We start from the raw sequence: 13,107 nt of genomic DNA on the forward strand, positions 1-13,107 counted from the left end.
TCCTATTTTCGATGAGGCTTGGTTTTTGTCGGTGCCGGCTTCAGCGCCGATTGCGGCGTGCCGGTCTCGTTGGATTGGAAGGCGCGCGGCCGGAAGAGCGGCAGGGTGCCGGTCCAGATCAGTCGCACCGGGGTGTCCGTCTTGTTCCACCAGTAGTGGGGCTGGATGCCGCGGAAATGCAGGCCATCGCCCGGGGAAAGCGTGGTGTCGTCGCCGTCGAGGCCGAAGAGGATCTCCCCCTCAAGCATGTAGACGAGCTCCTCGCCCTCGTGGCTGAAGACCTCGGAGCGATGCCCCGGCGGAATGGTAATGACGAAGCTGGAAAGCTGGTTGCCGGCGAAGTCGGCGCCGATCCGCTCATAGGATACGGGCGAGCCTCCGACCGAAAACACCATGCGCCCCTCGGCCCGCGAGAGGCCGGTATCGATCGCCGGCGCCAGGATGAAATGGTTGAGTTCGGCTCCGAGCCCCTGGGCAATCTGCGCAAGCGTACCAAGCGAAGGCATCGCCAGATCGCGCTCGATCTGGCTGAGATAGCCGACAGAAACGCCGGACGCGTCGCTCAGCGTCTGCAAGGTCATGTGCATCTGCCGCCGGCGCGTGCGCACCAGCGCGCCGACCTTGGGCTGCCCTGCCCCGCCAGATTTTCCGGACGTTGCGTCTGCCTCCTCCGACGGATCGCTCACCCATTCCCTCCCAGTAAAATTTTTTTGATTTAAGCAAACTTATTTATATACTCCAAGCGATTTTTTGCGCTATCGACAGGACAGACCGCAAGCGAAGAGGGATGGAATCGCCACGTGGCAAACGACAGCACCACAGCAGCAGCGCCTGTACGTCGCGCCGCTCGGCCAAGCCGGACACGGCAGCGCCTTTTCTCTTTGATGGGCTTCCTGGTTACGCTCGCGATAACCTTCATCGGCTTGCTCGCGATCACCTTCTTTATCGGCCGTATCGTGCCGATCGACCCGGTTCTGGCCGTCGTTGGCGACCGTGCACCCGTCGCTGTCTATGAGCGTGTGCGCCAGGAAATGGGGCTCGACCAGCCGCTGATTACCCAGTTCGTCCGCTATGTCGGCGATGTCGCAACGGGCAATTTCGGAACCTCGGTCTCAACCGGCAGGCCGGTTCTCGAAGACCTTGCCCGCGTCTTCCCGGCCACGTTGGAAATGGCGACGCTCGGCATCATCCTCGGCGTGCTGATCGGCGTGCCGCTCGGTGTTTTTGCCGCCGCCCGTCGAGGTTCCTGGCTCGACCAGGGCATCCGCGTCGTCGGCCTGCTCGGCTATTCCGTGCCGGCCTTCTGGCTTGGCCTCGTCGGCCTCGCGATTTTCTATGCCCGGCTGAAATGGGTCGGCGGCCCCGGCCGCGTCGACATCTTTTATGACGGCATGGTGACGCCGGTGACCGGCCTGATCCTTGTCGACAGCATTATCGCCGGCGAATGGGAGATCTTCCGCAACGCCGTCTGGCACCTGATCCTGCCGGCGTCCTGCCTCGGCTTCTTCTCGCTCGCCTATATCGCTCGCATGACACGCTCGTTCATGCTCGACCAGCTGAGCCAGGAATATGTCACCACCGCCCGCGTCAAGGGCGTGCCGGAGCGCCTCGTCATCTGGCGCCACGCCTTCCGGCCGATCCGCGTGCCGTTGATCACCGTCATCGGCCTGTCCTACGCCGGCCTGCTCGAAGGCTCCGTGATGATCGAGACGATCTTCTCCTGGCCCGGCATCGGCAACTACCTGACCGTGGCCCTGCTCAACGCCGACATGTCGGCCGTGCTCGGCTCGACCCTCGTCATCGGCGCGGTCTTCATCGGCATCAACAAGATTTCGGACGTGCTCTATCGCGTGCTCGATCCGCGTGCACGCTAGGAGGAGGCGGACATGACCACACTTCGCGACTGGCTGATCGACGACAGCCCCGCCTCGCCTATGCAGGCACGCCTGGGGCGTTTCTATCGCATCTTCGGCGCTCTCATGCGCAATCCGCTGGCCGTTGTCGGCGCGATCATCATCGCAGCCTTGGTGCTGACGGCTCTTTTCGCCCCGTGGCTGGCGACACATGATCCGTTGCGCCAGTCGCTCGGCGAACGCCTTCTGCCGCCAAGCGCCGCCCACTGGATGGGAACCGACGAACTCGGCCGCGATATCTGGTCGCGCGTCGTCTACGGCGCACGCATCACGCTCGCCATTGTCACGCTGGTCGCCGTGCTCGCGGCTCCGGCGGGCTTGGTGATCGGCGTCGCCGCCGGATATTTCGGCGGGTGGGTCGACCGTATCCTCATGGGCATCACCGACATCTTCCTGTCGCTGCCGAAGCTCATCCTGGCACTCGCCTTCGTCGCAGCACTCGGCCCCGGCATCGAGAATGCGATCATCGCGATCGCCATCACCTCCTGGCCCGGCTATGCCCGCGTCGCCCGTGCAGAAACGCTGACCTTCAAGAACTCCGAATTCATCTCGGCCGTTCGCCTGCTCGGCGCTTCGAGCCTGCGCGTCAACCTCGGCCACGTGCTGCCGCTCTGCACCTCCTCGATGATTGTCCGCGTCACGCTCGACATGGCCGGCATTATCCTGACGGCCGCTGGTCTCGGCTTCATCGGCCTCGGCGCCCAACCGCCGCTGCCCGAATGGGGCGCGATGATCTCACGCGGCCGCTCGTTCATCCTTGACCAATGGTGGGTCGCGACCATGCCCGGCTTTGCCATCATTCTCGTCAGCCTCGGCTTCTGCTTCCTGGGCGATGGCCTGCGCGACGTACTGGATCCGAAGAGCGGGGAGCAGCGCTGATGACAAAGCTTCTCGAAGTCGAAAATCTGCGCGTCACATTCCCGACGCCCCGTGGCGACCTTGATGTCGTGCGCGGCATCTCCTTTACCCTCGGTCGCGAACGCCTCGGCATCGTCGGCGAAAGCGGTTCGGGCAAGTCGATGACCGGCCGTTCGATCCTGCAGCTCATCCGGGCGCCGGGTCGCGTCACGGCCGACAAGCTCGTCTTCGACGGCATTGACCTTCTGAAGCAGTCCGAGCGGCAGATGCGCGCCATCCGCGGCGCCCGTATCTCCATGGTGATGCAGGACCCGAAGTTCTCGCTAAACCCGGTCATGACCATTGGCGAACAGATTGCCGAAGCGCTGCTGACGCACCAGAAACTGCCGCGCCGCGAGGTCAACGCCCGCGTGCTCACCATGCTGGAATCGGTGCGCATCGCCGATCCGGAGCGCGTCGCCAAGCTCTATCCGCACGAAGTCTCCGGTGGCATGGGCCAGCGCGTGATGATTGCGATGATGCTGATCCCGGAGCCCGACCTTTTGATCGCCGACGAGCCGACCTCGGCGCTCGACGTTTCCGTCCAGGCCCAGGTGCTAGACATCATCGACGAACTGGTCAAACGCAAGGGCATGGGGCTGATCTTCATCAGCCACGACCTCAACCTCGTTTCCAGCTATTGCGACCGCATCCTCGTCATGAACACCGGCGAGGTGGTCGAAGAGTGCAAGGCCGGCGAGCTGATGGCGGCCAAGCACCCCTATACGCGCGGGCTTATCGCCTCCATTCCGCGCCTCGATGAAACACGGGACGAGCTGCCGGTGCTCGACCGCAGCGCATGGGCCAAGGCATGACCGCGCTCTCTCTCAAGAACCTCGACATCTCCTACGGCGACGTGCAGATCACCCACGATGTCAATCTCGACATTGCCGACGGCGAGAGCTTTGCGCTTGTCGGCGAAAGCGGCTCGGGAAAATCGACCGTGCTGAAGGCGATCGCCGGCCTCGCGCCGGAATGGTCAGGCGAGATCACCGTGCTCGGCTCGCCGCGCAGCCACGGCATTGACCGCGCCTTCTCACGCCAATGCCAGATGGTGTTTCAGGACCCCTACGGCTCGCTGCATCCGCGCAAGACCGTCGATGCCACGCTCGGCGAAGCGCTGACGATCCACGGCATCGGCGATCGCAACGCCCGCATCGAGGAGGTCATGACCTCGGTCGGCCTCGATCGCAAGTTCCGCTTCCGCTTTCCGCACCAGCTCTCGGGCGGCCAGCGCCAGCGCGTGGCGATTGCCCGGGCGCTGATGCTGAAGCCGAAAGTGCTTTTGCTCGACGAGCCGACGTCGGCGCTCGACGTCTCGGTCCAGGCAGAAATCCTCAACCTGTTGAAGCGTCTGCGGCGCGAACAGAACCTCACGTTCCTGATGGTCACCCACAACCTGGCCGTCGTCTCCTTCCTCTGCGATCGCCTCGCCGTCATGCGCCAGGGCCGTATCGTCGAGATTGCCGATGTCGCCGACCTCAAGCGCGGCGACCTCAAGGATCCCTATTCGCGTGAGCTGATGCAGATCAGCGCCGCGCATGCCAACTAGGATGGGACAAGGAAAACGCGGGCGATATCCCGTCCACGTCCCATTCTAAATATCGAGTAACCCCAAGGACATAGCATGAACAGTGAACAGATCGCTGCCGCGCTGGCGGAATTCGACGCGGCCATTGCCAAGACCACCGATGCCGATGCGGTATGGACCGCATTGCAGACGCTTTGCCGCCAGGTGATCGGCGCCAAGCTCTTCACCATCATGACCGTCGACATGGTCAACGAAGTCGCCCGCCGCGCCTACACCTCGCACCCTGAGGAGTACCCGACCTCCGGTACCAAGCCGATCCGCTATGACAGCTGGTTCGACATCGTGCACAAGGCGCACCAGACCTTTGTCGCCAACACCATCGTCGACATCTCCAAGGTCTTCGGCGATCACGAAACCATCTGGTCGCTGGGCTGCGGTTCGGTCGCCAACATCCCGGTTGTCGTCGGAGGCGAGCTGCTCGGCACGGTCAACTGCCTCGACGTTGAGCACCACTATACGCCGGAGCGCGTAGCGCTCTCCAAGCATCTGGAAATGCCGGCGAAGCTCGCCTTCCTCGCCGCCGCCCGCGCCGAGCGGACCTGAGCTTTCCCTGCATTTGAGAGTACGCATTTGCGCAGGAAGCACCCAGTGCCTTCCTCGATCTGCTCGAAGCCGCCCGTCACCCGCGGGCGGCTTTGCTTATTTGCCTGTAAGGTCAGGCCGCCGCGCTTTGGGCGAGAAAAGCCTCGATCTCGGCGAGCGTCGGCATGGCCGGTGCCGTGCCGCGGCGCGTGACTGCAATGCCCGCCGTCGCGCAGCCAAAGCGCACGGCGTCAACGGGCGCCAAGCCCCGCGCCAACGCTGCCGAAAAGCCGCCGACGAAGGCATCCCCTGCCCCGGTCGTGTCGATTACCGGCCCTGGCGCCATTGCCGGAACGAGAACCGATTGCTCACGGGTGTGATAGAGCACGCCGCGCGCCCCGAGCGTGATCAGAGCCGCCTTGACCCCTCTGGCAAGCAGCGCATCACCGGCACGGGTGATGTCATCGTGCGAAGAAAGCGAGAAGCCGACGATTGCCGCAGCCTCGGTCTCATTGGGAACGAAGTAGTCCGAGAGCGGATAGATCGATTCCGAGAATGGCTCGGCCGGCGCGGGATTGAAGACCGTGGTCACACCAGCCGCGCGCGCGATCTCGAGCGCCCTTTGCGCAGCCGCAGCCGGCTGTTCGAGCTGGGTCACGAAAACCCGCGACGCTTCGATCGTCTCACGCGCCGCCTCGACATCACCCACATCGATCGCGCCAGCAGCGCCGGGATAAACGATGATCGCGTTTTCACCATTCTGATCGTTGACGTAGATGAAGGCCGCGCCCGTCGGAAGGTCGTCCATCTGCACGATCTTCGTCGTGACGCCCGCTTCGGCATAGGTGCGTAGTGCCATGTCGCCGAAAGTGTCGTGCCCCAGCCGCGATATGAAGGTCACCGGACTGCCGGCACGCGCGGCAGCAACTGCCTGGTTCGAGCCCTTGCCGCCCGGGCCGACGGAAAAGCCGCTGCCGATGATCGTCTCTCCGATGGCAGGCATACGACGCGCCATGTAGGCGGTGTCGGCCACGAATATCCCCAATATCGAAACGCCAACCTTCATCGTCTGGTACCCTCTCCCGAAAAGCTCTGAGACGACGCGCAAGCGGATCAACGGCTGCGCGAGATGCAATGGATTGAAAACGGCGCAGCGGCTCACGTCGAAAGCCTCAGCGGAGCGGGTTGAAGAAGAGCCTGGCAGCTTCCGCCCGTACCCCAATTCACCGTGGTTTAGGCGGGTGGGATGACGCCCTTGGTGAGGAGGAAGCAGCCGTAGAACCGGGTTTCTCCTGTGACGATGACGCAATAGGTCTTCTTGGCTTCCTCGTAAAAGGCAAACCGCTCGATGCCGTAGAGGGGCGCCGACTTGCCTTCCGCCTTGTCGACCACGGCCTGGACCTCCCGCTGCACCGCCGGAAGCTCATCCGGTGCACCCATCACCTCCATCCGGCCGACGGACGGCTGCAAAGGCGTATCCAGCGGCAGAACCGAGAGAACCGCCTCCATGGCGCGCGCCGCCGAGACGTTGTCGATCCGCAACAATTTGCCGATCACCGACTTGCGGGCAATCGCATCCGCCGGGAAATTCGTGTCGACGATCGCCAGCGTGTCGGCGTGTCCCATGGACCGAAGCGCATGTAGTACATCGGCATTGAGGGCCGGATCGATATTCTTGAGCATGCACTCCTCCTCCCAGCACATTGGCGCTTCGGCCTGCAGACACACCTATCGCGTCTTCAGAGACGCAAGGTGCTGCGGCCGGAACCCAACTTCACGATTGAACCCCGAAACGCGGGCCGACTCCCTTCGGCCCGCAGGGGAGAATTCCCTATTCGCCGTAGGGGATCCAGATGTTTTTGACGTCGGTGGCGCGACGCAGATAGGCCGGGCCTTCTGCCGCCTCCCGATCCAGCCAGTTCGTCGCCTTGCCGTAGTCGACGAAGGTGCGCTTCAGGTTGCCGACCGAGAGCTTCTCGACGAGGGTCGAGAGTTCCGCCGAACCGAAAGCCCAGAGCGCATCCACGTCGTTGTGGCTTGCGAGCGTCTTTGCCAGTTCGATCGTCGAGCCGGTGACGATGTTGACGACGCCGGCCGGAACGTCGGACGTTTCCAGAACCGTGTAAAAATCGGTCGCGGCCAACGGATGCTGCTCGCTCGGCACCACGACGACGCGGTTACCGGTGGCGATCAGCGGCGCAACCAGGCTGATCATACCGAGCAGCGGCGCTTCCGGCGGGCAGACCACACCGACGACGCCGATCGCCTCGGGTATCGCAAGTGCTACGCCGCGAAGCGGCGGCTGGTGGATCGCGCCCTCGTACTTGTCCGCCCAGGCGCCATAGGTGAAGAGACGCGCGATCGAGGCTTCGACTTCTGCCTTGGCGTTCGCCACAGACGCGCCGGTCATGTCGGCAATACGGTCGGCGAACTCCTCGGCACGGCCGCTCAGATTCTCGGCGATGTAATAGAGGATCTGCGCACGATTGTGCGTCGTTGCCGACGACCAGGCGGATGCGGCTTGCGCTGCCACAACCGCATTGCGGATGTCCTTGCGGTTGCCCTCGCCGACTTCGCCAAGCACCTTGCCCTTGGGCGAAAGCACGTTGCGGTTATAGTTGCCATCCGGCCGCGCCTGCTTGCCGCCGATGAAGAGCTTGGCGGTGCGGTCGACATCCGGCATGGCGAAATCGCCGACGGCCGGCTTCAATGTCGGTTCAGCGACCGCGGGGCGCAGCTTGCGGCCGGCCCAAGCCTTCGGCTTCAGATATTCGTAGCACCCCTCGCGGCCGCCCTCGCGGCCGAAGCCAGACTCGCGCTTGCCGCCGAAACCGGCAGATGCATCGAAGAGGTTGGTCGCATTGACCCAGATGACGCCGGCGGCGAGCTTGGCTGCGACATGCAATGCCAGGCCGATGGTCTCGCTCCAGACACTGGCGGCAAGGCCGTAGCGCGTGTGGTTGGCAAGCTGGATCGCCTCTTCCGGGGTGCGGAAGGTCATGGAGACGGCGACGGGGCCGAAGATCTCTTCGGTCGCAACGATCGAGGTGGGCTGAACGCCGGTAAGCAGGGTCGGCGGATAGAAGCTGCCGCCCTTCGGCAGTTCGATCTTCGGCTGATGCAGGGCCGCACCTTCGGCGACACCCTTGGCGACCAGGCTTTCGATCCGGTGCAGCTGCACCGGCGCGACGATCGCCGCCATGTCGATCGCCTTGTCGAGCGGATGACCGACGCGCAGCGTCTGCATGCGGCGCTTCAGCCGCTCGTAGAACAGGGGTGCCACGCCTTCCTGAACGAGAATGCGCGACCCGGCGCAGCAGACCTGGCCCTGGTTGAACCAGATGGCGTCAACCACACCTTCGACTGCGCCGTCGATATCGGCATCTTCAAAAACGATGAAGGGCGACTTGCCGCCAAGTTCGAGCGTCAGCGACTTACCGGTGCCGGCGGTGCGCTCACGAATGAGGCGGCCGACCTCGGTCGAGCCGGTAAAGGCGATCTTGTCGATGTCCGAGTGCTCAACGATCAGCGCGCCGGTTTCGCCTTCGCCTGTGACGACGTTGAGCACGCCGGCCGGAAGACCTGCGGCAGCCGCGAGTTCGGCAAAGAGCAGCGCCGTCAGCGGCGTGAATTCCGCCGGCTTCAGGATGACGGTGTTGCCGAGCGCTAGAGCGGGCGCGACCTTCCAGGCCAGCATCAGGAACGGGAAGTTCCACGGAATGACCTGACCGACGACGCCGACCGGCAGCTGATCGGCAAACTCGGTTTCCTGCAGCTGCGCCCAGCCTGCATGGTGATAGAAGTGGCGAGCGGCGAGCGGCACGTCGATATCGCGGGTCTCGCGGATCGGCTTACCGTTGTCGATCGCCTCGACGACCGCGATCAGGCGCGCGTGGCGCTGGATCATGCGGGCGAGTGCATAGAGATGGCGGGCGCGGGCATGGCCCGGCAGCTTTGCCCAGGGGCCTTGCGCCTTGCGGGCAGCGGCGACCGCATCGTCGACGTCCTTGGCACCACCGAGTGCTACCTTTGCAAGCAGCTTGCCGGTTGCCGGCTCGTTGGTCTCAAAGGTCTTGCCGGACGCGGAGGCAACGAAGGCGCCATTAATGAAGTGGCCGAATTCGCCCTTGTGGCGCGCCAGCCACTGACGGGCTTCGGTGTCGGCCTCGGGTGCTGGACCATAGGACATTTCGTCAAAATACCTTGCGACAGTCATCGGGATCATCCAATCGGGTGACGGTTGAGGGCCGAGTAGGCGCCGGTAACGTGATGTTCGAGCTGGCGCTCGATATCGGCGAGCAGGCTCGATGCGCCGATGCGGAAGAGGTCCGGTTCGAGCCATTCACGGCCGAGCTCGTCCTTCATCAGGAACTGGTAGTTCAGGATATCCTTGGCAGCCGAGATGCCGCCGGCCGGCTTGTAGCCGACTTTCAGGCCGGTCCGCTCCTGGTAGGCGCGGATCATGCGCAGCATGATGAGCGTCACCAGCAGCGTGGCGTTGACGCCTTCCTTGCCGGTCGAGGTCTTGATGAAATCGGCGCCGGCCATCATGCAGACGAGCGAGGCGCGCGCGACATTGCGCAGCGTCTTCAGGTCACCTGTCGCCAGGATCGCCTTCACATGGGCGTCGCCACAGGCGGCGCGGAAGTCACGCATCTCGTCATAGAGCGCCTGCCAGTTGCCGGTCAGCACGTGCTCGCGGGTAATGACAATGTCGATTTCCTTGGCGCCGTCGGCAACCGACGCCTCGATCTCCCGCAGCTTCACGTCATGCGGGATGAGACCAGCTGGAAAACCGGTGGAGACGGCCGCAACCGGAATACCGGAACCTTCCAGTGCCTCGACAGCCGTCGAAACGAAACGGTGATAGACGCAGACCGCGCCTGTGGTGATGCCGCGACCGCCCATGCCCATGGCTTCGAGCAGATCCTGGCGCACGGGCTGACGCGCCTTGGCGCAGAGGCGCTTGACGCGCTCCGTCGTGTCGTCGCCATTGAGGGTCGTGAGGTCGATGCAGGTGACGGCTTTCAGCAGCCAGGCGGCCTGCGCATCCTTCTTGACGGTGCGACGGCCCGGCAATGTCGCGACGCGGCGCTCGGCTGCCGACAGGTTGACGCGCTGGCCGAGCACCCAACCAAGATCCAGATCGATACCATCGTTGCGCGGCCAATTATGGCCCGACGCCGGCAAATGCGCTGCTTTCGACGCGCCGGCTTTCACAGCAAGGTCTTCCAAGTGAGAACTCCCTGTCGCGGCACTGACGCACATTCAAGGCGCACTCGCCGGGATAATCAAATTTGTTATTTTTCTACCGATTTTTGTGACTATTCCATCAAACCATCAGCGTGTCAAGGGAAGCCGCGACCGTGATTGGTCGTCACTCGCCCAATCACGGGCTAGAGGCCTGGTATCTCTGTCTCGCCTTCTTCGGTGATAACCGAGCGGAAAGCCCTGACCGGAGCAAAGAATGCCGGCTTCAACTTGCCGATTTTGCTGAGGTCGACGACGAGATGGCTTTCGCGCGCGAGCGAGATGACCTTTTGCTTCACAGCCACCTCATGGAAATGGACGCAGGTCGCGCCGCGACCGGGGTCGACCCCAGCCGCTGAAAGGAAGGCGACATTGATCCCGAGCGAATCGAGTGTCTCCAGCCCGGAATTACCGGAGAAGGATGCCGAGGCCGGGTGATATACGCCGCCCAGCATGACGATCCGCACGTTCGGTTTGTGGGTCAGTTTTCCCGCAACGTTTAGCGAGTAACATACCGCAGTTATTGAATAATTCTCTGGAATAAGATCGACGAGATATTCGAGCGTTGTGCCGCAATCGATGAAGATCGTTTCGTCCGGGCGGATGTGGCGGGCAGCGTGGACGCAGGCATCCCGCTTGGCGGCGGCGTGACTATCGGCTTCGCGCGCGAGTTCATATGGCGCGTCCCCTTCGATCTCGGTCGCCGGCACGATGTGCCCGCCGAGAAAGGCGAACTGGCCGGGATTGTCGGCGACATCACGGCGAATGGTCATTTCAGAGACGCCGAGCAGGGCCGCGGCGTCGCGCAAGTGCAGGACTCTCCGCCCTGAAAGAGCATCTGCGAGCTGGATGATGCGGGCTGTCTTGCGGCTGACCATGATTTCTTCCGTGTCCGACGTGTTCTGCAGCCTTACGCGGTGCGAACAGATTTTGTGAAAAATATCACAAACACTCTTCTCCAAGCAAGAGGAGTCACATTGATTGAAAGCGACCGTCGTGCCGAGAGCGCCGCCACAGAACCGATCGCCAAGAAATGACAACGGCGGGCCAACCGGCCCGCCGCTCCACTGAAGTCATGCCAATCCGCGCAAAGAAGCGGCCGAGACGCTATCACGCGCTGATCGGCGCCGTCCTCTCGGCAAGCCAGCCCACCGTCTCCGGCTCAAGCAAGCCGTCCAGTTCCTGCGCGACCCGACGATGATAGGCGTCGATCCACCAGCGCTCTGCCACGGTCAGCAGACCGAGATCGGCCAGCCGCAGGTCGATCGGCACCAGCGTCAGGCTCCGGAAGCTCAGGAACCCGTCGCCGTCGTCCACCACCTCGACCTGGTTCTCGATGCGGATGCCGTAGGCGCCGGCCTTGTAATAGCCGGGCTCGATCGTCGTCACCATGCCGGGCGTAAGCTCGATCTCGTTGACGCGCCGATCGAAACGTTGCGGCTGTTCGTGGACCGAGAGAAAGTGACCGACCCCATGGCCGGTGCCGTGGTCATAGTCGAGCCCGAGGTCCCAGAGCGGACGGCGGGCAAAGGCGTCGAGCTGGTGGCCGAAGGTTCCCTTTGGGAACTTGAGCGACACCATGGAGATCAGTCCCTTGAGAACAGCGGTGTACGCGCGCCGGATCTCGTCATCGACAGGGCCGATCGCGGTCGTGCGCGTGGCATCGGTGGTGCCGGTCAGGTACTGCCCACCGGAGTCGAGCAGATAAATGCTGCCCTTGCGGATCAGGCCATTGCTCTTCTCGGTCGCCGCATAGTGACACATCGCAGCGTGGCCGCCTGCCGCCGAGATCGAACGGAAGCTCGGCTCGACGAAGCTTTCTGCCATCGTGCGGTAGGCAAGGATGCGCTCCTCCGCCTCGAGTTCGGTAACGGGTTTGCCACTCGCATCCCGCTCCAGGGCGTGCCGCTCGAGCCAGGCGAAGAAGCGTATCCAGGCAGCACCATCCAGACGGTGGCAGTCACGGAAGCCCGCAAGCTCGGTCGTGTTCTTGTGCATCTTGGCAAGCGTGATGGGGCTTTTCGCAAGCTGCACCGTGCCGCCGGCGGTGCGGGTCGCATGGGCTGTCGCCGAAGGGGCAAAACCGGGATCGATCAGCGCCGTTCGTCCGGCCGCCACCGCCTTGACGCGTGCAAGCAGTTGTCCGGGCTCGGCCATCGCGACACCGTCGAGCTCGAAATCGGAGAGATCGTTCGGGAGCTTGCGATGATCGACCAGCCATTCCGTCTGCCCGGCGCGGTCGAAAATCAGGAAGGATTGTGGCATCGGGTTGAAAGCGACGTCCCGGCCACGGACATTGAGGAACCAGGCGATGTTGTCGGGCTGCGCCTCGATCAGGAGATCGGCCCCCTGCTCCGCCAGCATGGCGGCGATGCGGCTCCTCTTCTCGGCAACGCTTTCGCCGGAATAGGCGACCGGGAAGGCCATGATCTTGCCGAGCGGCTTTTCCGGCTGGTCGGTCCAGATCGCGTCGACAAGGTCTTCGTCGACGGACGTCCAGACGCCACCCGCCTGCTCAACCGAGCGGCTGCAGTCCGCATCCCAGGTGGAGGGCAAAAGCATGGCGTTAAAGCCGACACGCTCGCCCTTGCGCAGATTGTTCTTCAGCCAATCCTTGAGCGGTGCGTCATAGAAATGCTCGATCGCGAAGGTCCCGAGATCCACTTCGTCGCGCACCTGCACCTGGTAACGGCCGTCGACGAAGATCGCTGCACGGTCGCGCATGACGATCGCCACTCCGGCTGAACCGGTGAATCCAGTGACGAAGGCCAGGCGATGGTCATGTGGCGCGCAGTATTCGCCCTGATGTTCGTCGAAGCGCGGCACGACGTAGCCGTCGAGCCCGGTCTCCGCAAGCTTGCGCCGCAGCGCGCCAATCCGGCCGGACATATCCGGCCTTGCTCTCGTATCCATGATGTCTTTCCTATCCAGTGG

The 13,107-nt window shown here is 63.4% G+C and carries 12 protein-coding genes; 5 read left to right on the top strand and 7 right to left on the bottom strand.

Translation table 11 applies throughout. The annotated features are described in order from the left end of the window. Positions 1-2 precede the first annotated feature (2 nt). A complete protein-coding gene (locus AB4Z53_RS10265) occupies positions 3-686 on the bottom strand; it encodes a helix-turn-helix domain-containing protein (RefSeq protein ID WP_223728704.1) in 684 nt (227 codons plus the stop codon). Between the two features lie 198 nt (positions 687-884). Between AB4Z53_RS10265 and AB4Z53_RS10270 the strand changes: the two genes are divergently transcribed. The 5 genes from AB4Z53_RS10270 (at position 885) to AB4Z53_RS10290 (ending at position 4,944) form a co-directional block, all read left to right on the top strand. Then, a complete protein-coding gene (locus tag AB4Z53_RS10270) occupies positions 885-1,874 on the top strand; it encodes an ABC transporter permease (RefSeq protein ID WP_113535202.1) in 990 nt (329 codons plus the stop codon). Positions 1,875-1,886: 12 nt separating this feature from the next. Then, positions 1,887-2,792, top strand: a complete 906-nt coding sequence (locus tag AB4Z53_RS10275; RefSeq protein ID WP_113535203.1) for an ABC transporter permease — start codon at positions 1,887-1,889, stop codon at positions 2,790-2,792. Beyond that, positions 2,792-3,625: an ABC transporter ATP-binding protein gene (locus AB4Z53_RS10280; protein ID WP_441595731.1), complete on the top strand. Its 834-nt coding sequence runs from the start codon at positions 2,792-2,794 to the stop codon at positions 3,623-3,625. The genes AB4Z53_RS10275 and AB4Z53_RS10280 overlap by 1 nt, the downstream gene beginning before the upstream one ends. Further along, the gene (locus tag AB4Z53_RS10285) at positions 3,622-4,362 is read left to right on the top strand and encodes an ABC transporter ATP-binding protein (protein WP_441595732.1); all 741 of its coding nucleotides are present in this window, start codon (positions 3,622-3,624) and stop codon (positions 4,360-4,362) included. The genes AB4Z53_RS10280 and AB4Z53_RS10285 overlap by 4 nt, the downstream gene beginning before the upstream one ends. 75 nt (positions 4,363-4,437) lie before the next feature. Further along, entirely contained in the window at positions 4,438-4,944 is a 507-nt protein-coding gene (locus tag AB4Z53_RS10290; RefSeq protein WP_113535204.1) for a GAF domain-containing protein, read from the top strand. 112 nt (positions 4,945-5,056) lie between these two features. Here AB4Z53_RS10290 and rbsK read toward each other — a convergent pair whose 3' ends face one another. The 6 genes from rbsK to AB4Z53_RS10320 form a co-directional block, all read right to left on the bottom strand. Beyond that, positions 5,057-5,989, bottom strand: coding sequence for a ribokinase (rbsK, locus tag AB4Z53_RS10295; RefSeq protein WP_441595733.1), 933 nt, complete (start codon positions 5,987-5,989; stop codon positions 5,057-5,059). Positions 5,990-6,156: 167 nt separating this feature from the next. Further along, the gene (locus tag AB4Z53_RS10300) at positions 6,157-6,606 is read right to left on the bottom strand and encodes an RbsD/FucU family protein (RefSeq protein ID WP_113535206.1); all 450 of its coding nucleotides are present in this window, start codon (positions 6,604-6,606) and stop codon (positions 6,157-6,159) included. Positions 6,607-6,754: 148 nt separating this feature from the next. Beyond that, a complete protein-coding gene (locus AB4Z53_RS10305) occupies positions 6,755-9,139 on the bottom strand; it encodes an aldehyde dehydrogenase family protein (RefSeq protein WP_441595734.1) in 2,385 nt (794 codons plus the stop codon). A gap of 5 nt (positions 9,140-9,144) precedes the next feature. Further along, positions 9,145-10,158, bottom strand: coding sequence for a deoxyribose-phosphate aldolase (deoC, locus tag AB4Z53_RS10310; protein ID WP_441595735.1), 1,014 nt, complete (start codon positions 10,156-10,158; stop codon positions 9,145-9,147). Between the two features lie 161 nt (positions 10,159-10,319). Continuing rightward, complete coding sequence (locus AB4Z53_RS10315; RefSeq protein ID WP_441595828.1) at positions 10,320-11,051, bottom strand: DeoR family transcriptional regulator; 732 nt, start codon at positions 11,049-11,051, stop codon at positions 10,320-10,322. 232 nt (positions 11,052-11,283) lie between these two features. Next, a complete protein-coding gene (locus tag AB4Z53_RS10320) occupies positions 11,284-13,086 on the bottom strand; it encodes an aminopeptidase P family protein (RefSeq protein WP_441595736.1) in 1,803 nt (600 codons plus the stop codon). Positions 13,087-13,107 lie beyond the last annotated feature (21 nt).

Source organism: Ensifer sp. 2TAB8, from assembly GCF_052115125.1.
GTDB lineage: Bacteria > Pseudomonadota > Alphaproteobacteria > Rhizobiales > Rhizobiaceae > Ensifer.

Bases quoted from the DNA above. Each gene is read 5' to 3' on its own strand.
- AB4Z53_RS10270 (WP_113535202.1), top strand. From the start codon at position 885: ATGGGCTTCCTGGTTACGCTCGCGATAACCTTCATCGGCTTGCTCGCG.
- AB4Z53_RS10275 (WP_113535203.1), top strand. From the start codon at position 1,887: ATGACCACACTTCGCGACTGGCTGATCGACGACAGCCCCGCCTCGCCT.
- AB4Z53_RS10280 (WP_441595731.1), top strand. From the start codon at position 2,792: ATGACAAAGCTTCTCGAAGTCGAAAATCTGCGCGTCACATTCCCGACG.
- AB4Z53_RS10285 (WP_441595732.1), top strand. From the start codon at position 3,622: ATGACCGCGCTCTCTCTCAAGAACCTCGACATCTCCTACGGCGACGTG.
- AB4Z53_RS10290 (WP_113535204.1), top strand. From the start codon at position 4,438: ATGAACAGTGAACAGATCGCTGCCGCGCTGGCGGAATTCGACGCGGCC.
- rbsK (WP_441595733.1), bottom strand. From the start codon at position 5,989: ATGAAGGTTGGCGTTTCGATATTGGGGATATTCGTGGCCGACACCGCC.
- AB4Z53_RS10300 (WP_113535206.1), bottom strand. From the start codon at position 6,606: ATGCTCAAGAATATCGATCCGGCCCTCAATGCCGATGTACTACATGCG.
- AB4Z53_RS10305 (WP_441595734.1), bottom strand. From the start codon at position 9,139: ATGACTGTCGCAAGGTATTTTGACGAAATGTCCTATGGTCCAGCACCC.
- AB4Z53_RS10315 (WP_441595828.1), bottom strand. From the start codon at position 11,051: ATGGTCAGCCGCAAGACAGCCCGCATCATCCAGCTCGCAGATGCTCTT.
- AB4Z53_RS10320 (WP_441595736.1), bottom strand. From the start codon at position 13,086: ATGGATACGAGAGCAAGGCCGGATATGTCCGGCCGGATTGGCGCGCTG.